19 protein-coding genes and 2 pseudogenes are annotated in these 21389 nt (G+C 60.3%); 10 read left to right on the top strand and 11 right to left on the bottom strand.

Translation table 11 applies throughout. The annotated features are described in order from the left end of the window. Window positions 1–119: 119 nt before the first annotated feature. The 5 genes from AB3X95_RS19910 to AB3X95_RS19890 all read right to left on the bottom strand — a co-directional run bounded on the left by AB3X95_RS19910 (window position 120) and on the right by AB3X95_RS19890 (window position 3882). Window positions 120–521 carry a nuclear transport factor 2 family protein gene (locus AB3X95_RS19910; RefSeq protein WP_176110776.1) on the bottom strand — a complete coding sequence of 134 codons (402 nt, stop codon included), beginning with the start codon at window positions 519–521 and terminating at the stop codon, window positions 120–122. 18 nt (window positions 522–539) lie between these two features. Further along, entirely contained in the window at window positions 540–1043 is a 504-nt protein-coding gene (locus tag AB3X95_RS19905; RefSeq protein WP_176366221.1) for a DUF3237 domain-containing protein, read from the bottom strand. A 25-nt stretch (window positions 1044–1068) separates the two neighbouring features. Continuing rightward, complete coding sequence (locus AB3X95_RS19900; RefSeq protein ID WP_368622320.1) at window positions 1069–1815, bottom strand: SDR family NAD(P)-dependent oxidoreductase; 747 nt, start codon at window positions 1813–1815, stop codon at window positions 1069–1071. Between the two features lie 57 nt (window positions 1816–1872). Beyond that, entirely contained in the window at window positions 1873–3072 is a 1200-nt protein-coding gene (locus AB3X95_RS19895; RefSeq protein WP_368622319.1) for an MFS transporter, read from the bottom strand. Window positions 3073–3135: 63 nt separating this feature from the next. After that, window positions 3136–3882 carry an SDR family NAD(P)-dependent oxidoreductase gene (locus AB3X95_RS19890; protein WP_368622318.1) on the bottom strand — a complete coding sequence of 249 codons (747 nt, stop codon included), beginning with the start codon at window positions 3880–3882 and terminating at the stop codon, window positions 3136–3138. A 150-nt stretch (window positions 3883–4032) separates the two neighbouring features. On the opposite strand from AB3X95_RS19890, the gene AB3X95_RS19885 reads away from it, so the two are divergent. Next, window positions 4033–4914: a LysR family transcriptional regulator gene (locus AB3X95_RS19885; RefSeq protein WP_368622317.1), complete on the top strand. Its 882-nt coding sequence runs from the start codon at window positions 4033–4035 to the stop codon at window positions 4912–4914. A gap of 270 nt (window positions 4915–5184) precedes the next feature. Here AB3X95_RS19885 and AB3X95_RS19880 read toward each other — a convergent pair whose 3' ends face one another. Continuing rightward, window positions 5185–5832, bottom strand: coding sequence for a glutathione S-transferase family protein (locus AB3X95_RS19880; RefSeq protein WP_368622316.1), 648 nt, complete (start codon window positions 5830–5832; stop codon window positions 5185–5187). Window positions 5833–5908: 76 nt separating this feature from the next. Then, complete coding sequence (locus AB3X95_RS19875; protein WP_176122920.1) at window positions 5909–6655, bottom strand: SDR family NAD(P)-dependent oxidoreductase; 747 nt, start codon at window positions 6653–6655, stop codon at window positions 5909–5911. 294 nt (window positions 6656–6949) lie between these two features. On the opposite strand from AB3X95_RS19875, the pseudogene AB3X95_RS19870 reads away from it, so the two are divergent. Beyond that, window positions 6950–7144, top strand: a pseudogene (locus AB3X95_RS19870) (2Fe-2S iron-sulfur cluster-binding protein); the annotation flags it as partial. Window positions 7145–7539: 395 nt separating this feature from the next. Here the strand turns inward: AB3X95_RS19870 and AB3X95_RS19865 are convergent. Continuing rightward, entirely contained in the window at window positions 7540–9009 is a 1470-nt protein-coding gene (locus tag AB3X95_RS19865; protein ID WP_368622315.1) for a PLP-dependent aminotransferase family protein, read from the bottom strand. Window positions 9010–9112: 103 nt separating this feature from the next. On the opposite strand from AB3X95_RS19865, the gene AB3X95_RS19860 reads away from it, so the two are divergent. The 4 genes from AB3X95_RS19860 to AB3X95_RS19845 all read left to right on the top strand — a co-directional run bounded on the left by AB3X95_RS19860 (window position 9113) and on the right by AB3X95_RS19845 (window position 13483). Further along, entirely contained in the window at window positions 9113–11167 is a 2055-nt protein-coding gene (locus tag AB3X95_RS19860; RefSeq protein ID WP_368622314.1) for a PepSY domain-containing protein, read from the top strand. A 43-nt stretch (window positions 11168–11210) separates the two neighbouring features. After that, the gene (locus AB3X95_RS19855; RefSeq protein WP_368622313.1) at window positions 11211–11954 is read left to right on the top strand and encodes a DUF4198 domain-containing protein; all 744 of its coding nucleotides are present in this window, start codon (window positions 11211–11213) and stop codon (window positions 11952–11954) included. Beyond that, window positions 11951–12118 (top strand): hypothetical protein, encoded by a 168-nt coding sequence (locus tag AB3X95_RS19850; RefSeq protein WP_368622312.1) that lies wholly within the window; start codon window positions 11951–11953, stop codon window positions 12116–12118. The genes AB3X95_RS19855 and AB3X95_RS19850 overlap by 4 nt, the downstream gene beginning before the upstream one ends. A 210-nt stretch (window positions 12119–12328) precedes the next feature. Continuing rightward, window positions 12329–13483, top strand: a complete 1155-nt coding sequence (locus tag AB3X95_RS19845; protein ID WP_368622311.1) for a porin — start codon at window positions 12329–12331, stop codon at window positions 13481–13483. A gap of 68 nt (window positions 13484–13551) precedes the next feature. Here the strand turns inward: AB3X95_RS19845 and AB3X95_RS19840 are convergent, their stop codons facing one another. The 3 genes from AB3X95_RS19840 to AB3X95_RS19830 form a co-directional block, all read right to left on the bottom strand. After that, window positions 13552–14799, bottom strand: a complete 1248-nt coding sequence (locus AB3X95_RS19840; protein ID WP_368622310.1) for a GNAT family N-acetyltransferase — start codon at window positions 14797–14799, stop codon at window positions 13552–13554. Window positions 14800–14862: 63 nt separating this feature from the next. Further along, complete coding sequence (locus AB3X95_RS19835) at window positions 14863–15261, bottom strand: RcnB family protein (RefSeq protein ID WP_176381909.1); 399 nt, start codon at window positions 15259–15261, stop codon at window positions 14863–14865. A gap of 155 nt (window positions 15262–15416) precedes the next feature. Next, entirely contained in the window at window positions 15417–15758 is a 342-nt protein-coding gene (locus tag AB3X95_RS19830; RefSeq protein ID WP_368622309.1) for a DUF4148 domain-containing protein, read from the bottom strand. Window positions 15759–16500: 742 nt separating this feature from the next. On the opposite strand from AB3X95_RS19830, the gene AB3X95_RS19825 reads away from it, so the two are divergent. From AB3X95_RS19825 to AB3X95_RS19810, 4 genes and pseudogenes are all read left to right on the top strand, one after another. Then, window positions 16501–17970 carry a Na+/H+ antiporter NhaC family protein gene (locus AB3X95_RS19825; protein WP_368622308.1) on the top strand — a complete coding sequence of 490 codons (1470 nt, stop codon included), beginning with the start codon at window positions 16501–16503 and terminating at the stop codon, window positions 17968–17970. A gap of 164 nt (window positions 17971–18134) precedes the next feature. Then, a pseudogene (locus AB3X95_RS19820) lies at window positions 18135–18215 on the top strand (cold shock domain-containing protein); the annotation flags it as partial. A gap of 89 nt (window positions 18216–18304) precedes the next feature. After that, entirely contained in the window at window positions 18305–19894 is a 1590-nt protein-coding gene (locus AB3X95_RS19815; RefSeq protein ID WP_368622307.1) for an ABC transporter substrate-binding protein, read from the top strand. A gap of 264 nt (window positions 19895–20158) precedes the next feature. Next, window positions 20159–21382: an acyl-CoA dehydrogenase family protein gene (locus AB3X95_RS19810; RefSeq protein ID WP_368622306.1), complete on the top strand. Its 1224-nt coding sequence runs from the start codon at window positions 20159–20161 to the stop codon at window positions 21380–21382. Window positions 21383–21389: the final 7 nt, after the last annotated feature.

Here is a 21389-nt window from a genome sequence, read left to right as displayed (position 1 = left end):
GGGCGGTGCCTGTTGATGGGTACTGTATGCGCTGGCTGGCAACAGGAAAAAGACTTTGTAGGCAAGCGGCCATGCCTGACGGGTATGGGGCATGCATGGCTGCGCGTTGCTTGCGCGAATCAGGACGGAAAACGTTCGCCGAACATGGGCAGGCCGCTGACGGACTGCGCCGCACTGGCCTCGTCCTGGAGCACGTCCCAGTGTTCGGCCAGCTTGCCGTCCTCGAAGCGGACGATATCGGCGGCAATCCATGCGGTTGGCCTGCCATTCCCGGAAAACCGGCCATGAGCAATCACGTAATCACCTTCTGCCACCACGAGCTGATTCTCGTAACGCAAGGTGTCGGGCAGGGTTCGGATCAGGCCGAACAGTCCTTCACGTCCGGGCGCAATGTGGGCGCTGTGCTGGATATAGGAATCCGACCAGAAGCGCTCGGCGGCAGCGTAGTCGCGCTGGTTGAAGAGCGTATCGAAGGCTTCGAGGAGCAGTGCCTTGTTCTGTGCGGGGGTGGTCGTGGTCATGTTGCTCTCCAATGAGTATCAGAGCACTTCAAATACGCTGTACACGGGGCCGTACGCGAAGCGGTGGCCGAGGCCGACGGCCAGAATGCCGTTAAGCCATTCGTAGCGTCCGGTCGGCGCTTCGAACACTGGGTTGATTCGGAAGTAGTAGCTTGCGGGGTCGACGACTTCCCCATGTTCCAGGCGTTGGATTACGTCGGTCGGACCATGCCGGACGCCGTGGTAGGACATCAGGAGGCTGACGCCGTCGTCGGTGCGCAGCATGAGGCGCACGTCGTGCGTCGTGCCGGTATCACCGCGTACGGTCTGCCAGTCATTACTGCCGTCCAGCACGGTACCGGTGAGCCGGTCGCCCTGGAATGTGCCGGACTCAACGATGCCGACGCGGCGCAAGGCGCCCGGTGTCTGACCGACCGTCACGATTGGCTTGACGCCTAGACGGACCACGAACAGCGGTCGCGTCCGGACTTCCTTCATGACCGCGGGTAGGTCGTCAAATTGGGGCGTATGGCTTGTGGACATGGTGTTTTCCTCTCATCCGACGGATTCAGGCGGTCCTGCCGCCGTTGACGCGCAGGATTTCGCCGGTCATGTAGCTGGACTTGCCCGATCCGACGAAGACGATAGCCTCGGAGATTTCCTCGGGCGTTCCGGCGCGTTTGAATGGGACGCTCGACAGCATGGCGGCCTTGCGCTCGGCGGATCCGGTTAGCCGGGTGAGCATCTCCGTGTCGATGGGGCCGGGCGCGACGGCATTCACGCGCACGCCCGACGCGGCCGCTTCCAGTGCCGCAGACTTTGTGAGGCCTTCGACGGCATGCTTGCTGGCCGTGTAAATGGACATGCCAGCGGCGCCGCGCAAGCCCATCGTCGACGACACGTTGACGATGCTGCCGCACTGCTGGGCCGTCATCACGCGCAGCTCGTGCTTCATCGCGAGCAGGGTGCCGAGCACGTTGGCGTCGAAGACGGCGGCGTAGCGCTCGGGCGTCTGCTCCGTGACCGGGCCCGATTCTCCCTCGACGCCGGCCGCGTTGACGGCGATGTCGAGTTGGCCAAAGCGTGCGACGGTGCCTTTGACTAGCGCTTCGTCCTGCTCTTCATGGCGAACGTCTGCCTCGATGAATTCGGCTTCGATGCTGGTTGAGCGCAGTTCTTGCGCGAGCTTCTCGCCGACTTCAGCCCTGCGGCCGCCAAGCACGACGCGAGCTTTGTCGCGTGCGAAGGCGAAGGCCGTGGCGCGGCCAATACCGGACAGTGCGCCGGTGATCAGTACAACGGGTGCGTTATTCATGCTGCTGCTCCGGCCGGGTAGAGTTCTCTGCAGGAAACGGAAGCCCGCTGGAATAGTTCAGGTGGTCGCGGGCTCGCCAATCCTGCGAGGATGCCCGCCGGTCAGCGCGAGCGTCAGGATCGAAACCACGGCGAGTCCGGCACCGAAGTACATTGCATTGAAGAGACCGAACCCGTCGACGATCCGGCCGCCGACGAACGAACCCAATGCAATCGAGATCTGGAAGTTGGCGACGAACAGTGCCATGCCACCTTCGCGGACTTCGCGGGTTGCCTGCGCCATCCACATCTGCAGTGCGACGGGCATGGCGCCGTACGCGGTTCCCCACGCGGCCAGCGCGACCAGCACCGACGGCCGACTGGTGCTGAGTGCGGGAAGCATGGCGAGCGGCAATGCGATAAACAGGATGCTCGCGATGAGCGTGGTCCTGACGTTCCGTTGCGCTGATGAACCACCGATGAAATTGCCGAGCAGACCGATGAACGTGTAGCCGAGCAGCAGCAACGAGATGACCTTGCCGCCAAATCCCGACACCGTTGCGAGGAACGGAGTGATATACGTATAGGTCGCAAACTGTCCGCACAGGGCCAGCGTCATCGCGATCAGCCCGATGCGTGCCGGTCGCGTACCGAAGATGCCGAGCAGATCGCGTGTGCTTACCCGATGCTCTACGTGTAGCGACGGCAACGAAACCCACTGGGCCAGCAGCGCGGCAACGGACAGCGCGAGCGCTGCGCCAAATGCGGTACGCCAACCAGCCAGGTCCCCGATCAGTGCCCCGGCCGGGCCGCCGATCAGCATGCCAAGCGAGACGCCCGCGAAAATCAGCGATGTGGCCCGACCGACATGCTTCTCCGGCACGAGTCGGGCGCCGAGCCCCACACTGATTGCCCAGAATCCGCCGATTCCGAATCCGAACAGCGCACGAGCCGCGACGAGAATCGTGAAGTTCCGCGCCAGCATGGCCGTCAGATTCGAGATTACGAGCAGCAGGCCCAAGCCGAGTAGCGCGCGCCGACGGTCGAAACGTCCGACCGCTACCGTAAGAAACGGCGCGGCGATGGCGGCCAGCAGCCCGGGCGCCGTGACCATGATGCCGGCGGTTCCTTCGCTGACGCCCAGTCCCTGGCTGATGTATCGCAGTAGCCCGACGGGAAGGAATTCTGTGGTGCAGAACACGGTCGCGCTGAGTGCGACCGAAACAACCGCGAGCCAGTTTCGCGTGCGCTGGGGCTGTATTGAGGTAGTTTGCGACATTGATATATCCCGGTGCGTGAATCGAGTTGGATTGCCGAAATGGCGGCGTCGCGGTCGACTCGCTCAGAGCTTCGAGCCGCCGTCCACATTGAGCGTCGCGCCGGTTGTCCATCTGGCCTGGTCGGAGGCGAGAAAGGTGATCGCAGCGGCGATATCATCGGGTTCGGCGAGCCGTTTGATGGCCTGAAGGCTGAGTGTCATGTCGCGGCCTTCGTCGGTGCGGGTGAAGCTCGACATGTCGGTTTGCACCACGCCGGGTGCGACTGCGTTCACACGGATGCCGCGCGGTCCGAGGTCATCCGCGAATTGGCGCACAAGGGTGTCCACGGCGCCTTTCGTGGCCGAGTAGGCCGATAGTTCGCCGACGGCCGCATGGGCCGCGAGCGACGAAAGCAGCGTGACGCTGCTGCCCTTGCACATGATCGGCAGCAATTGCTGAACGAGAAAATACGGAGCGCGGACGTTGACTGCGAACAGTTCGTCGAAATCTTCGACGCTTGTTTCCTCGAGCGTGGCTGCCTTCGCGATGCCAGCGTTGGAAACGAGGATGTCGAGCCGTTCACCGACGATTGCCCGGACATGGCGCGCGAGCCTGCGCGGCCCGTCGGATTCGGCCAGATCTGCCTGGATGGCATGGGCACGGCTGCCCGCCGCAGTGATTTCGGCGACGACGGCCTTGGCCTCACGCGCAGCGCTGCCATAGTGCACGATGATCTGAGCGCCTGCCTGCGCGAGCGCAAGCGCAGTGGCGCGCCCGATGCCACGGGAAGCGCCGGTGACGAGCGCGGTCTTTCCTGTCAGGGTGTTCATGATCGTCCTTCCAGCAGATGACTGACGTTGAGGCGAGGGAGGGTTTCGTCCGGCTGATGTGATCGAACGATAGTCGCCACTTGTCCGCGCGAAAAAGACTTTGTAAGCTGATCCCCATACCTGTCAGGCATGACTAAAAGGAACGCGTGTATGGAACTGCGTCATCTTCGTTATTTCGTCGCCGTGGCCGAAGAGGGCAGCCTGACCGTCGCGGCGGAACGTCGGCTGTACACGTCCCAGCCGTCTCTGAGCCGGCAGATCAGAGACCTTGAATACGAAGTAGGTGCGCAACTGTTCGTGCGCAGCGCGCGTGGCATCGAACTGACCGACGCCGGCAAGGCATTTCTGGACCATGCTCGACTCGCCCTTGCGCAAGTCGATGCGGCGTGCGAGGCGGCGCGGCGGGCGGCGCGACCGTCCAAGCCGACGTTTGCTGTTGGCTTCCTGAGCGGGCAGGAAGTGACTTGGCTCGGGGAAGCGACTCGCGTGCTCGCGAGCGATCTGCAGAGCATCGAAATGACGGTATCGAGCGAGCACTCCCCTGAACTCGCAGAGGGATTGTCGACGGGACGGCTGGACGTCGCCTTCATGCGTGCCGAAGCCAACCAACCCGACCTCGAGTACGTGACGGTCGCACGCGAGCCTTTCGTCGTGCTGATGCCAAGCGACCATCGCCTTACGGCCTTCGATGAGATCGACGTGCACGAACTGGCGGGTGAATTATTCATAGGCGGCTCAGACGTAGCCGGTCCCATGCGCGGCGCGATCGAAAACTATCTGTCGACAAACGACGTCGCCATCGAGCCCGCGCATCGCGTGCACAACCTGACGATGGCGATGTCGCTGATCGCCTCGACGAGAGGCGTTGCATTGCTGCCCTCTTATGCCGAGAAATTGCTGCCCTGGTCGGTGACAAGCCGACCGCTCAAGGGCGAACCGCCACGTATCGAGCTTGTGGTCGGCTATAACCGGAACAACCGCTCAGCGATCCTGTCGACGTTTCTGTCGCGCATCGACCAGATCAAGCAGTAAGTTGCACAACGGCAGGTTGCACGCCAAAAGCTGTGGCCTGCGCGGGATAGCTGGTCACAAGTAGACCAGGCTTTATGTCAGACTAAACCGCTCGAGTGGCTGTCGGTGGAAGGCGTTCAGATAGACGTGCGGCAGATGAAGCAGTCTGCGGATGCGGGTGACATTCGCGCGGCAGGCCCGACGCTTACCGGCCGCGAGGCGAATCACAGAAGCCGGCCACGGAGATACTGAGCGCACGACATCGGTCGCGGCAGGCTACCTTGCGGGCCGTCATGCCTTCGACGACGGACGTGCGTTGACTTTGTCGTACCACGCTTGTAGTGCGTCGAAACCCGCGGGAATGCTCAGCCTCATGCCGCCCGCCGCGAAGTCGATCGCAACCAGCGTAGTAATGTCAGCCACCGAGAATGCGTCGCCCGCGACGAATGGCACTGTCTTGAGGCGGTCATTGAAATCGGCAAAGAAGTGCGCGACGCGCTGCTTGCTGCGCTCGACGATTTCGGGGATCTGCTCGTACGCATGCGGGCCCGACAGCGCCCGACCTTTCAGCCCGGCAACGGCGTTTCTGACGCCCTCCATCACTGCTGAGAATCCGTCCAGCTCGGCACGTCGTTCCCACATCGTGACGAGCGCCTTCGTAGTTGGCGTCGTGCCCAGCAATGCCGGCCTGTCGGGGTAAGCCTCCTCGATGTAACGCCAGATTGCCGGGACTTCGCCAATCGCTGTGCCGTCTCGCAGCACGAGCGTGGGGACCTGGCGGCGAGGGTTGATCGCAACGTAGGCATCGGAGAATTGCTCTTTGGCGCTGAGGTCCAGCGCTTTGGTAGGAAATTCGATGCCCTTCTCGGCAAGAAAGATGCGAACCCGGCGAGAGTTCGGGGAAGCCTTCGATTCGAAAAAGGTGAGATCGGTGTTCATTGATGGTTCCATCCAGAAGTGTCGCTTATGTAGGGCTTCGCCGGTTCAGCAGGAAGCCCAAATCCGCGTTGAAAGCTCAACCCGCTGTCTTGCCGCCATCGACGGTGAGGATCTGCCCTGTGACAAACGCAGCACCGTCATTCGCCAGGTAGAGCACCGCCGCGGCGATGTCGTCAGGCCGACCGATTCGTGCGAGCGGAACCGTTGCCGCGAGCGAGGCCTTGTTCTCCGGCGTGCCGGTGAAACGGTCCAACATGCCTGTGTCAGTGGGGCCAGGAGCAACGGCGTTGACGCGAACTCGCGCCGAAGCGGCCTCGAGCGCAGCCGATTTCGTGATCCCTTCTACAGCATGCTTGCTGCCCGCATACACCGAAGCGAAGGCCGCACCCTCATGACCATAAGTCGAGGAGATGTTGATGATGCTGCCCGCTTGCTGTGCGGTCATCACGCGCAGTTCGTGCTTGAGACTCAGCAACGTGCCGAGCACGTTGGTGTCGAAGGTATCAGCGTAGCTCTCGGCAGTCTGATCGACCACAGGTCCCGGTTTGCCTTCCGTGCCAGCATTGTTGACTGCAACGTCGAGCCGGCCGAAGCGAGCAACGGTTTCGTCGACGAGGTGACGGACGTCTTCGTCGCGGCGTACGTCAGCCTGCACGAAGAAAGCTTGTGCGCCTGCTTCGCGCAATTCGGCTTCAAGCGCCGAACCTTCCGCGGCGCGGCGGCCCGACACGACGAGGCGTGCGCCCACGCGGGCGAATGCAAAAGCGGTTGCGCGGCCGATGCCCGTGAGGGCGCCGGTGATCAGGACGACGGGTTGGTTCATTTTGCGGCTCCAGTTAGGTAAGTTCATGTCAAACGCAACGTAGAGAGAGCTTCGATTCCAGGGAAGCACGCAATATCTATTGCTCAATATGCAGCTCCCGTCACTGGACGCGAGTTACGCGGCGGCGACGGTGACGCCGTCCGGCTCGTGTGAAATGCTCTAACTCGTGCATGCAGAGTAGCGTTTCAGCTCGCAACGGAAAAAGACTTTCCAGGCTCACCCGCATGCCTGCGAAGCATGGCTCCGGAGCCGGGGATAGTGGGAAAGCATGACTACCGATCTACGCTTAGCGCGTTGCGGTCCCGAAGCAGCGAACCTCTCGATGGAGATGCAGTGGAGGCCGCCGAAGGCGACACGCTGCTGGTCGCGCTCCTGACGGCGCGAGACGCGTTACGCGATTCCGAGTTTGGCGACGGCCGGCGCGCAGGCTTCTGCCTGATGGGCGCTTGCCAGGACTGCTGGGTCTGGATTGCCCAAGGCGAGCGCGTGATGATCGGCATGCCGGGCATTCACGGTGATCGATGAAGGGCGCCGCGATGGTGGCCAGATCTATCGGCGCCAGCCCGAAGGCTTCTTGCGCTCGGGATGGCGGAGCGGGCGAAGATGTGGACGCCTACCTTAAATTCGAGAGCCTGCCGGGGAGCGGCTCTGCAATCAAGTTGCGTGTTCTGGAAACTGATGGTCATGCAGACGATTTGATCATCCCTGCGCTGAGATGATCGGACGCGCCGGTTCCTCGCGCACCCTTCCGCTTCGCGGCCGACTTATGCGAACCCGCACCCCGCGTGCGACGTCAATCGACGCTGACGGTCCACCCGGACGGCTAGTGAAAATCTTCCCTCGCGAGCAGCGGTACGACCCTGGCGAAAAGTGCGTGCGGGGCATTACCGCGAATCCGGCACGGATATTACGCTCTCGACGATGCCGGCGAAGGTCTGGACAGCGGGACGGATGGCTTCGATATCGAGCGCACCGAATCCCAGCAGAAAGCCGTCACGAAATCCCGGATCTCCTTGATTGAACGTGTGCAGCCTGCGAAGGTAAATTCCCTGTTCAAGCGATCGCGATACAGTCGTATCGAAGTCAAGCAGATCCCGGATCCTGATTGTCATATGCAGACCCGCCGCGTTCCGTGATGTTTCAAGTGCATCGCCAAAGCACTGGTCCAGACATCGGAGCAATTCCGATTGTCTTGCCCCGTAGATATCGCGCATCCGCCGGATGTGCTTCGAGAAATGCCCGTCCGCAATAAAGTCCGCCATTGCTGCCTGCAAGGAAAGGTGCCCTGGTCTGTACAAGCGCAACGAAGCGGCTGCGAAGGAATCGACCAGGTCGGGCGGAACAACTATGTAGCTGAGCCTCATGCCGGGATACATGACCTTGCTTAACGTTCCCATCAGAATGACACGGCCGTTTTCATCGACGCCCTGAAGAGACGGAAGCGGACGCTGGTCATATCGGAACTCACTGTCATAGTCGTCTTCCAGAACGAATGCATCCCACTGCTCAGCTGCCGCACGCAGACCGGCACGCCGTTCGTCCGACAACGTCACCCCCATCGGAAACTGATGCGATGGGGTCGTCACTATGAGGCGAGCCCGGCGCGAACAGCGTTCGAGCTTCATACCGTTATTGTCGACAGCAATAGCCTCCACTTCCAGCCCGTTGGCGCGCAACAGGATTGGCGTTGCCCAGTGGCAAGGGTTTTCAACGTAGGCCAGTTCGCCCACGTCGGCCAGAATGCGTGAGCAAAGGTCAATCGACTGATTGCTCCCCATCGTCACGATGATTTGTTCCGGGGAGGCCCGAACCGCGCGCGATACGCGCAAATATTCCGACAGCGCGCGACGCAACGGCAGATATCCGCCCGGATTGGAGTAGCCCATGAGTTCCGCATGCTGCTCGCCGAGATAGCGATTCTGGATACGCCTCCATATCTGATACGGAAAACAATCCGTGTCGCAAACCCCCGGAACGAACGGCCCCTTGCGTTCCTGGATGCCCGCAGGAGCGCTTATCAGTCGCTGCCCGCGCTCGGACAGGGTTCGTGCGGTCGATTCCCTAGGCGCTGACTTCATTGATTGCGGCAGCTTGTCGGAGACACGCGTACCACTCGTGGAATCGGTATGGAGATAGCCGTCGGCCGACAGCCTGTCATAAGCCGTTACAACGGTTATCCGGGAGACTTTTAGTGCAGCCGCGAGCGTTCGGGAAGACGGCAAACGTGTGGAAGCCTTCAGAGTGCCGTCCGATACTGCGTCCCGGATCCCGTTCGCAATCTGGATCTGTAGTGGTACGGACCCATCCCGGCGGAGGTGGCCGATCAGGAGGTCAGCAAGCAACGAGTCAGCCATTGGACCTATCCAGCTTTTTGAATTGGACTCATAGGTTCGCAGTGGGTACGCGTACTGTCAAGGCTCGTCATCGATCAGGGCCTTTTCAGTTATTGGGGATCCTATGCATGTATCTCTACGTGAGCGTATTCGTCAGTTACATCGCGTGATAGGCCTGAGCATCGGTCTGTTCGTCGTCATGGTGGCGATTACCGGCGCGGGCATGCTGTTTCGGGAGCCACTCGAACCCGTCATCTACCACGGTCTGCTCAAGGTCGAATCGTGCAAAGAGCGCCTGCCGCTCGATACGTTGATTGCCAATGCCAGCGCTTCCAATCCAGCCGCAGGCCGGCCAAAGCAGGTGCGCATATACGCCGACGCGGATTCCAGCACACGTGTTCTCCTCAGCGACGACCGGTGGTACTACGTCAATCCATGCACTGGCGAAGTGCTTGGAAGCGAGCATCGTTACGGCGGCCTGTTCGGTACGATGGCCAGCCTGCACAGTTTTCAGTTTCTGAAGAATGGAAGCGTCGTCGCTGGAACGCTTGCGCTGACATTCGCGATTGTGCTGGTCGGTGGCGGCCTGGCTGTGTGGATTCCCGAGGCGTTGCGCAAACGCAGGCGAGTCGTCACGATCAAGCCCAACCTCACCGGTCGCGCGCGCTGGCTCAGTCTGCACAAAACCCTTGGCGCGTATGTCAGCCTCATCGTACTTGCGTGCGCACTCACCGGCGCGCTGCAATCGTTTCAATTCTTGAGAGATGCGCTCTACACACTGACGGCATCGAAGCCCCCCGCACCTTCCCCAAGATCGGTCGTGCAGGTCGCGACGCAACACCTGCCAGTCGAGGCCCTCTGGCAACGCGCACGGGCACTGGTGCCGCAACCAGAATATGCCCGCATTCGCTACCCTGGCAAGCCGGGCGATGCTTTCAACTTCGATCTTGTCGCACGCGACGCGCCGCATATAAATGCGTTCTCCTACGTTAGTGTCGATTCGAACACAGGCAAAGTGTTGCGCTTTACTTCATATGCGGAGAACAGCCTGGGTCATCGAATTTACCTGACGGCGCTTGCGCTGCATTACGGTTGGCTGAGCGGCGGAGTTCTGCAAGTGCTGCAACTGATTGGCGTGCTCTCTGTACCGGTATTGGCTTACGCCGGCATCGGCAGTTATCTGCGCGGCAGACGGCTTCGGCCGGTTCCCGTGTCGCCCCGGACGACTCTCGCGTTGAAAGTAGCCAGAAAAACGGCGGAAACGGAGAACATCCAATCTTTTGAACTTGTCGACCCTGCCGGAAAAGCGCTGCCGCCGTTTGCGGCCGGCTCCCACCTCGATGTTCACGTACCCGGCGGAAAGATTCGACAATACTCGCTGTGCAATCCTCCTGGGGAAAGACATCGCTATCTGATTGCCGTCATGCGGGCGGAACCAACGCGCGGTGGGTCGAGGGCCATGCATGAGCAGGTCAAGGAAGGCGACCTGATCGAAGTCAGCGCTCCGAAAAATCACTTCCCGCTCGTGGAGTCCGCGAAGCATTCCCTGCTCATCGCGGGTGGTATCGGTATTACGCCGATTCTTTGCATGGCGGAACACCTGGCTGGTATCGGAGCCGATTTCGAAATGCATTACTTCGCGCGCTCGCCGGCGCGCGCGGCCTTTGTCGAGCGTATCAAGCGCTCGACATTCGCCGACCACGCTTTCTTCCACTTCACGGAAGAAGAGAAACAGCAACGGCTGGATCTGGCCGTGCTTCTCCAGACGCACGATGCCGGAATGCACTTGTACGTATGCGGCGGCGAGGCATTCATGAATGCCGTCATCGACACCGCATTGCAGAAAGGCTGGCGCAAAGACCGCGTGCACAGGGAATATTTCAGCGTTGAGAAGAGGGAATCCGACAGCAATGTCGAATTCGACGTCACGATCGCAAGCACAGGCAGGACTATTCGTATCCCGGCAGACAAGACGGTACTGACTGCTTTGGCCGATTACGGAATCCATATTACGGCGTCCTGCGAGCAGGGCGTCTGCGGCACCTGTGTGACGCGCGTGCTGGAAGGCGAACCGCAGCATCGCGACGTGTTTCTCTCCGACGACGAGAAGAATAGAAACGATCGATTCACTCCCTGCTGTTCGCGTGCCAATAGCCGGACGCTGGTACTCGATCTGTAGATGGAAAGAGCGGAACTGTTTCAACCACTGGAAGGAGACACAAATGGGGATCACCGGAAAACTCGCTGTCGTGGCAAGCCTGATTGCAGGCATGGGCATCGCCAGCCTGGCGCACTCGCATGGCATCTATTTCGCGCAGCGCTCGAACCAATTGGCGCTGATCTACGGCGAGGGCAGCGACGACCTGGATGTCATCAAGCGCCAGCACAAGGTGAAGAGCGTCACTGCCTACGACGAACAGGGCAAGGAGGTCGCCACGCATCTCACGCCCAACGGACCGCTGCTCGTGGTGGATACCGACACGCAGCCGGCAATCGTTGCCGGGATGATGGACTACGGCCTGTGGAGCAAGACCGCGAACGGCGAGTGGCAAAACAAGGGCAAGGACGAGGTGCCCGGCGCCACGTTCAGCGAGCACACGTTCAAGTACGCGGTGCATCTGCGCCGGCCCCTGAATGGGGCGATGCCCGTACTGCCCGGGCAGAAGCTGCAGATCGTACCGGTTGGCAAACAGATGCCGGATCAGTTGGGCCAGCCGCTCACGGTGCGGGTGCTCTACGACGGCAAGCCCGCGCCCGGCGCCGAGGTGCAACCCGATTTCGTCAATGACCCTGATTCCAAACCAATGAAGACCGATGCAGATGGCACTGTGACGATCAAGGTGCGCAACCAGGGCCTGAACGTGGTCGTAGCAACACTCGATACGCCGCCGTCGGAACCAGCGAAGGCGAACCAGGACGAGCATAAGGCCACACTGTCGTTCGTGCTGCCGCACCTGCCCGAGTGATCAACGGTTTTCTGCTGGAGATCCTCCCCAATGAAACGAATTTCCGGCCTGCTGCACTTGCTGCAGCCGCCTTTGGCGTGAAGCTTGTCGCGGACGACAAGGCGATCGCTCTCGCGACGATTGAAGACGAGTCGACGAACAGCGCGCGCTTTGTCATCAAGTAAGGAAGGCGTCCCTCGACGCCGGCAACTCTGATTGCCGGCGTTTTCGTCGTTCCCCGATGCGCTGCGCCGCAACCGGCTACATCCATCTCGACGCAACGAATCGGGAGAAGTTTTATCCACCACATCGCATTCGCCGGGTAGTCGGGTGACGACGCTTGACGAGTGTCGTTCGATTTATTTCATTTTCTTATTCAACCACAAGACCTTCTTATGAAAAAGTCTTTGATTGCCGCGGCGCTCGTAGCTTCGTTCACATGTACGGCACACGCTCAGAATAGCGTGACTCTCTACGGTATGCTCGACGTCGGCATGAACTATGTGAACAATGTTGGTGGCCACAAGCAGTATTCGATGGTTGCCGGAAATCTGAGTGGCAACCGTTGGGGATTGCGAGGCGCTGAGGATCTCGGCGGCGGACTTCAAACACTTTTCGTGCTAGAAAACGGCTTCAGTGTCGCGAACGGGAAGCTCGGCCAAGGGGGCGACGAGTTCGGGCGTCAAGCCTATCTCGGCTTTTCATCATCGAACATAGGTACCGTTACGTTCGGGCGTCAATATGATTTGATCAACGACTTGACCTACATGTTCGTGGCGGCACAGATGTGGGGTGGATTCGCCAGCGCCCATCCTGGTGATTTAGATAACACAGATGGTAGCAACCACGTCAACAACGCGATCAAGTTTCGCAGTGCGTCGTACGCTGGATTGTCGTTCGCGGGCCTCTACAGCTTTGGCGGTGTCGCTGGGAAATTCAACCAGAACCAGATCTGGTCGGTCGGGGCGAACTACAAGTTGGGACCACTCACGCTTGGCACCGCCTTCGTTGACGCGCGAGATCCTAACTTTTCTTATTTTGGCAATACCGCGGCCTCAAGCACGACGGGGTCCAACATGTCTGGAAGCCGCGTGTATTCGGGCTATGCGTCCGCGAAAAGCCAGCAGATTTTCGTCGCAGGCGCTTCTTATGTCGTAGGTGCCGCTACGTTCGGCGTTGTCTACAGCAATACGCAGTTCAAGGATATCGGGTCGCTAGCGGGTCTCCCGGCGACCGGCGCAGGCGGCGATGCCAAATTCCACGACGTTGAAGTCAATCTCGGCTATCAACTCACGCCAGCCCTCCACCTCGGCGTCGCCTATAACTACCTGAAAGGATATGGCGTGAACGGTGCAACTTACAATCAAGGCACGATCGGGGCTAACTACTTGCTATCCAAGCGGACTGACCTTTACACAGTCGCGGTTTACCAGCATGCGTCGGGCACCGATTCGACCGGTGGGAAGGCGGTCGCAAACCTCAACGGCCTAACCGCCTCCACAACTCAGAGCCAGGTACAAGTAGTTGTTGGCATCCGGCATCGCTTCTAGCAGAGCTTGAAGTAGGTTTCGGATTGACGAGATGGGCTGGCATCCAATGCAAAGTGAACTGACGACTATTAAAGCCCTTCAGAGTGGTTCGTTGTTTTTTTGAAAGGAGAACATTCCGGCGCATCTTCGTGTTGGATCAATCGCAGCAAAGGGCCGATGGCCTGATTTAGCAGAGGCTGACGGTGGCGTACCCAAATCTGCATCGGCTCCGGCCGGCAGCCAATGCGCGCTTTAGGTGCGAGCGCTGTCCTGCCGAAAGAGACACGTCGGCAACGGAAATCAATTGCCTGCGTCAGTGACGCATGCAGCAGGCGCAGATATAGCGGCACACCATTGGCGGCTGTTTCGCGATCGAAGCCGATGTGCCAGACGACCGCGGTCTCAGCATCCTTGAGCGTAACAACGAAGCCGTAAATTTGGCTTCCCTTGACTGCGACGTGGAACGCGATGGATGCAGCGGCAGCTAGCGCTAACGCCGACCAGTATTCCTGTTCCAACATAAACGGGCGCAATTTGGCATTAGTGTGGGTCTGCAGATAGAGATCCTGCAAACGTGCAGAAAACGGCGTCACCTGTTCAAGACGCTCGATCCGGAATCCAGCCGCCTCGAATGGCTTGTAGATCTGGGACTTGACGGCATTGCGATACTTGGAAGCGAGACTCGCAAGATAGTCATCGTGGGTATGGATACCTTCAGGTAGCGTCAGCACCATGTTCGGCTCGGTTTCGACGGCGGAATAGCTGAGTTCCCCGAGGCAGGCACTGGGCATCTTGTCGGCCTCCAGAATGTCCTTGACCAAAATCACGTTGGTCTGGCCATCCAGCTTTTCGCTTCGGCGGGTCCGATACAGTGCCTCCGCCACGGCGGGCCACAGTTCCGCAGGGGTGCTGCCGGGCGCGAAACAAACGCCGTGCTGCCCGTAGCTGAGCAGGTTGCCACAGATAAGCACGCGCTCTTTAAATGGAACCTTCAGTTTGTGGTTGCGTTGTTCGCCTAGGTGGTCGAGGCTCACCTGGACGATTTGCATGCAGACAGTGGCGCGCGGTCCGTCGTCATCCGAGATCAAGGCGTAGCGCGGCTCTAGATTGGCTGGACCTGCCGCTTCAATCATTTGCAGGTATTCCGGCGAAAAATAAAAGCTCTGCCCAGCAGTTACCGAGCGCCAATCCTCCACATTGAGCTGGCGGAGGCGATGAGCAATGGCGATTTGAAACCCGCTCGCGCGACGCAGTTTCTTGCGTAGTTGCAGGCGGGTGTTCAGTCGTGGTGGAAGTAGTTTCATCGCAAACGGGCCGAGGACCAGCGGCAAACTCAAAACGACTGCACATCCTGCTTTCTTATCTTAGGCGAAGCCTCGTCGACATTGTTGCCGCCGGTGTTAGTGGCTGGAGAACAGGACGTCCGCAATGATGCCAGTCGCGATAGCCGCGAGCACGTAATCCCCGTTCACCCCGACCCAGTGATAGCCGTGCGGCGGCGGTCGGAGGCCGTGGCCGCGCCAGTCGTCGACGACGTAGTTGTGATTGCGGTATTCGGACGGAAGTCGATCGCCCTGACGCCAGTCGGCGTGCGGCATCGGGCCGCCCGGCCGCCCGCGATAGGCCTCCTGCGGCATGGGGCCATGACCGTGAACGGGCGGCGGACGCATGTCATGTTGTGTGGGACCGTGCGCCGACCAGTCACTGTGATGCTGATTGTCGTGAGGCTGGGCGAAAGCGGGGATCGACGCACCGAGTAGGGCTGCAATCATGAGTTGCGCGAGCAATTTTGATTTCATGGCTGCCTCGAGAGGAGAATTGATCGATATGAAACAGTGGCGTTTGACGGCGATGATGTTTCCCTAGCCGTTCAGCGGAGATGGTCAGTGCGCAGGCTCTCTGCGCACTTCCATGGAAAGACGGTCGGACGAAGAGCGGTCCGGCAGTCAGCCGGTTAGTGACCGAAGTAGACGGAACCCGGGCCGGTGCGGGCTGCTTCGCTCGTGTAGGCATGGCCGCCCGCTGCGGACGCACCGCTTATGACGCCACCCACTCCGGACGTGTCCCCGTGTTGCGCAGCAACCTTGGCTTCAGCAGCCTGGATGTCCGCTGGATATTCGCGCGGGTTCGCACGGGCTGGGTTGTAGCCCGCTGCTTCTATTTCGACCAGTTGCTCACGGACTTCAGCGCGGGTTAGTGGATGGTTTGCTGCCGCGTTCGCTGCGGCGAAAACCGTAATCGGAGCAGCCAAGGCGATGGCAGCGACAAAGGCGGCGAGTTTAACGAGGGGCTTCATGGTTACTACCTCCTTGGTTGTTGGTTGGACGTTACAAGCTTCTGCTTGTTTTCAACCGTCAAGAGAAGTGTAAGGAAATAGTAAACAAGGGTAAACACCTACTTCGCAAGAGACTATTGCATTCAATGCAATAAACATAGGCTATTTCGGCACCATGGCAGATATATAGTGCAAATTAGATGGCAATCCACATGCGGGCAGGGACGAGGAGGGGATGTCGTCGCTCGCGCTGTACTAGCCAGCAGACATGACGAGACGATCCTCTCAACCGCGGCCTATAGCATTCATCGAGGCTTCGTCGGCAAGGTCAACGGATGGTGGGCGATCGGATCTTTGACCCCTGGTTGGCGATACTCGAAGGCGGCGACTGACGCCGATGGGATAGCACTGTTCTCGTAGGCGTCAGCAAGTGTCGTCGCGACACGCGATCGGCCAATTGACGGCAACCGGCCAGCAAGCAGCCCGCTGACAGCGAGCCTGCTGTGCCTCGCTCTGGCGGCCTTCATGCAGTGACGATTCTTTCCTATGATTTAAACAACGAGGAGGCCGACGGAACCGCCATCGCCGCGTCATTGGGTCGAGGGTCGCGTTCGTGCGCCGCGCCATCGAATCACCACTGGCCGTTCGTGCGTCATTCGATAGTTGGCAAGCTACCCAGGCGTTCAGGATGGTAACGCTGGGACTACCGAATAGCATACGGAGCATGGCGATGAAGCGATCTGGATCACCCCAGCCGGTTACGATGTTCGAAGCACTGATTCCGATCGCTGGCCTCGTCTTTCTCGTCGGTCTGTCCTTTTACCTGTTCGGCGATGGCGGGGCGGACGGGCCGAACCAGGTGGCGCTCGTCGTGGCGACCATGCTTGCCGTATTTGTCGGCTGGCGTCGTGGTCACTCGCTCACGTCGCTGGGCGAGGCCGCGAATGCAAGCGTCAGTTCCGGTATCGGCGCGATTCTGATCCTGCTGGCGGTCGGCGCGCTGATCGGCACGTGGGCGCTCTGCGGCACGATCGTCGCCATGGTCTATTACGGGTTGAAACTGCTGAGCCCGGACTTTTTTTACGTCACGGCGGCTGGAATCTGCGCGTTGATTTCATTTGCGATCGGGACATCGTGGACCGTCGCGGGAACCATCGGAATCGGCCTGATGGGTATTGCGCATAGCATGGGTCTGAGCCCAGCCATTACCGCCGGTGCAGTGATTTCCGGCGCTTATTTTGGCGACAAGTCTTCGCCGCTCTCGGACACTGCGAATCTTGCGGCCGCTGCCGCGGGTGTCGATCTGTATCAACATGTACGCGAGACACTGCTGACATCGCTCGTCGCGATTGTCATCACGCTGGCCGTGTTTTATCTTCTTGGCCGCCCGGGCGACTTCGATGCGAGCGCCGAGGTTGCTGCAATGCGAAGCGCATTCTATATATCGCCAGTGTTGTTCTTGCCGCTCATTGTTGTCGTCATACTGACGCTGTTCCGGCTTCCACCATTTACCACCATATTTCTTGGCGCACTGGCGGGCGGCGTGGTTGCCGTTTTCGTCGAGCCACAGCGAGTCCTCGAATTTGCCGCTGCGCGAGAGGGCGTGCCGATTCCCATTGCGATGCTCAAGGGCGTGTGGCTCGCGCTTGGGAGCGGCTACACGTCGACCACTGGAAATCCGGAGCTTGATACGCTCCTGACCCGCGGCGGTATGGACAGCATGTTGAATACGATCTGGCTGATCATCACGGCGCTGGCATTCGGAGGGGTGGTAGAAAAGTGCGGTGCGATAGAGCGCCTCATTACCCCGGTAGTCGGCTGGGCCAGGAGCGGTGGGACGCTGGTCGGTTGCCTGGTCCTGGCGACCATCGCAACGAACATCGTTACGGCAGACCAGTTCATCGCGGCCGTGCTGCCGGCCCGGATGTTCAGGAGTGCATTCGCGGCACGCGGCTACGCGCCCGTCGTGCTATCGCGTTCCGTTGGCGATTCGGCTACGACCACGGGCGCGCTGATTCCCTGGAATAGTTGCGGGGCGTTTATGGCAGTGACCCTTGGGGTGCCGGTGCTCAGCTACGCACCGTTTGCTGTATTTTGCGTGGTGAGTCCGTTGCTGACGGTGGCAATCGCCTATGCGGGTATTCGCATGCCGCGCATCCCCGCTGCGCAAATCGAGGCCGCAACGGCAGGCGGGTCCACGACTCCAGTCCATGGGGACACCAAGCAAAACTAATGGTTCTGTTCACTCGAATCGTGAGCGAACAGAGACCGATGCTCCATCCACACCAAACGGGGCAGTTTGTCTGTACTTTTTGCTCAGCTTTTGTGTGCAGCGCAAAATTTTGTGTCGGTCGGTTCAGCGGAAAGCCGGTTGTATACGTTCTGACTCGCTTCGCGGATGACGGCAGCGAAGATCTGTTCGCGCACTTCCCCGAAGTGCAAACGGCGGGTTTCAGGTCGCTCCGGGAGAATCAGAAGCACGATGCAAAGCAAATCACTTTTACTTGTTTTTCGAGCCGTTCGAAGCGCCTTAGTATCCATGACTCTTACAATAAAACAGGTCGACTATGAGCATGCGAAACAGGTGGTACGGATACGCTTTCGGGGTGTTGATCAGCTCGACGACGATGTGCGCCGGCATGCTTGCCGCGCAGGCCGAGCCCAACCATGGTGGCACGCTGACATGGCTCGTCACCCCGGAGCCGGCGTCGATCGTCCCCTTGACGACCACTGCCGGCGGCAACGCGGAGATCGGTCCCAAGGTGGTTGAGGGGCTGCTGACCTACGATAAGAATCTGAATCCGCAACCGCTGCTGGCGACCGCATGGTCGGTCAATAAGGACGGGCTCGAGTACCGCTTCACGCTGCGCCGGGGCGTGAAGTGGCACGACGGTAAGCCCTTCACGTCCGCCGACGTCGCGTTCTCGATTCTCACGCTCAAGCAGGTGCATCCGCGGGGCCGAAGCACGTTCGCGAACGTGACCGACGTAAAGACCCCGGACCCCTACACCGCGGTGATTGAATTGTCGAAGCCGGCGCCGTTCCTGCTGACCGCGCTAGCGGGCACCGAATCGCCGATCATCCCGAAACATCTGTACGAAGGCACGGACATCGTTTCGAGCCCATACAACAGCGCACCGGTCGGCACGGGCCCGTTCATCTACAAGTCGTTCGTGCATGGCAGTTATATTCTTCTCGAGCGCAATCCGAACTACTGGGATAAGCCGAAGCCGTACATCGACAAGATCCTCGTGCGCTTCCTGCCCGATGCTGCTGCCCGCGCGGCGGCGCTCGAATCCGGTGCGGCCAATCTCGGCGACCAGGCGATTCCACTGTCGGATGTGAAACGCTTCACGACGCTGCCGAACTTCACCGTGGATACGACCAACTGGCCGTACGTCAGCAACCACCAGCAGCTGATCTTCAATCTGGACACGCCGGTCCTCAAGGACAGGGCGGTACGCAAGGCGATTTCGCAGGCGGTCGACGTCAATGCATTGAACCGGGTCGTCTGGTATGGCTATGGCGAGGTGTCCGCCGCGGCAATTGGCGCGGCGAATACGAAGTACCACGACGCCGATATTCACTACTTCCCCTACGATGTGGCCCAGGCCAATGCGGCGCTCGACGCCGCCGGACTGAAACGTGGTGCTGACGGCAAGCGCTTCAAGCTGCGACTGCTCTTCAACCCGTTCCAGGACCCGCGTGCCGCCGATTTCGTGCGGCAATCCCTCGCGCGAATCGGCATTGACGGCGAGGTCGAAAGCTACGATTTCGCGACCTACGTGAAGAAGGCCTACACCGATCGTGCCTTCGACATCACGCTCGAAGCACTGTCGAATGCATTCGACCCGACGGTTGGCGTGCAGCGGGTGTTCTGGTCGAAGAACTTCAAGGTCGGGCTGCCGTTCTCGAATGCCGCGCATTACTCCAGTCCGGAAGTCGATCGTCTTCTGGAAGCAGCATCGGTGGAAACGGACGATGCAAAGCGCCGGCAGCTATTCATACAGTTTCAGCAACTCGTTCATGACGACATCCCATCGATCGAGTTCGGCGCGAATCCCAACATCACGATCGTTGCGAAGAATGTGAAGGAGTACGCGCCGACGGGTGAGGGGATTCGCGGCAGCTTCGCCGATCTGTATATTCAGCCGTAAAGCGGACCTTCATCCTCACGTCACCCGTCGACGCTCGGGTGACATCTCTTTGGCAGCCGTCCGCGATGCGACAAGCGGGCGTGACGGCTTTGCGCCGCGCATGGAGGTCGCCGCATGGTCATTGCAGACAGGCGAATAACGTAAGCGCAAATCAGTTGTTATCCGCACCGATACGCGTCCCTATACTGGCAAGCTGTCCTGTCGATGAAGTCCGACGCCCGGCGCAAGCATGCCGGTCTGCCTGTCCAGTACGAGGAACGACGAATGGCTGAATCCGATCAACATAACACCGCTGCGCACGAGCGCCTAAGAACCGCGCTGGCGTCACTACCTGCGCTCGCGCACGCGCTTGCGCAAGACGCCGCGTCACGGGAAGCGCGCCGCGAATTGCCGTTCGACGGTTTCGCATTGTTCCGCCGCTCCGGGCTCGCACGCCTGCGCCTGCCGCTCGAATGGGGCGGACTCGGCGGTTCGCTTGAAGACGAGTTCGAAGTTATCGCGACGCTTGCGGCCGCGGACAGCAATCTCGCGCACGCACTGCGCATCCACTTCGATCAGGTCGAAGCGTTGCTGTTGTCGCCACGCACGCCGTTCAACGAGATCCAGATTCAGCGCATCGCCGATGGCGCGATTTTCGGCGGCGCTTCCACTGAACTGGGCACCGCGCGCCCCGGCGAAATCACGACTCAGCTGCGCCGCGACGGTGTGCACTACCGCCTAAGCGGCCGCAAGTACTACGCGACCGGCACGGCGTTCTCCGACTTCGCGCGCCTGAACCTGCAGGACGAGAACGGCGACCCGGTGCTCGCGATCGTGCCGGTGAAGCGCGAAGGCTTGCGTGTCCTCGACGATTGGGACGGCATGGGGCAACGCATGACGGCAAGCGGCAGCCTCGAATTCGACAACCTGCTGGTTCGCGACGACGAAGTGACGCCGCGCGTGCAGACGACGCTTGTTGGGCGTCACGGCGGCGCGCTGCGGCAACTGCATCTGGTTGCGGTGGCGGCAGGCATCGTGCGCAACGTCGTCGCGGATGCGAAGCACTATGTATTGCGGCATGGCCGTCCCGCGTTGCACAGCCCCGCGCCTTCCGCGCGCGAGGATGCCTTCATCCAGCAGGTGATCGGCGATCTGGGTGCGCATAGCCATACGATCGATGCGCTAGTTCGTGATAACGCACGCGTGCTCGACCGCTCGGCGCGGGCGATCCGCGAGGGCACCGCCGATGCGCCGGCGCTGGTGCTGGATGGCGCGCTCGCGACTGCACGCACTCAGCTGGTCGTCAGCAAGCTCGCGCTTTACGCGGCGGAGCGCATGTTCGAGGCGGGCGGTGCGTCGGCGACGTCGCGCGCGCACAACTTCGACCGGCACTGGCGCAATCTGCGCACGATCTTCAACCACAACCCGCTGTTGCATAAGGCTCGCGTGATCGGCGATTACGAGCTGAACGGCGTGACGACGCATCTGACGGAAGGACGCGTGTTCTAACCAACGC

The sequence above is a fragment of the Paraburkholderia sp. BR13444 genome (assembly GCF_040948755.1).
In the GTDB taxonomy this organism is placed as follows: domain Bacteria; phylum Pseudomonadota; class Gammaproteobacteria; order Burkholderiales; family Burkholderiaceae; genus Paraburkholderia; species Paraburkholderia youngii.
The sequence above is the reverse complement of the archived record's forward strand: the minus strand, read 5'-3'. Positions and strand labels throughout refer to the sequence as shown.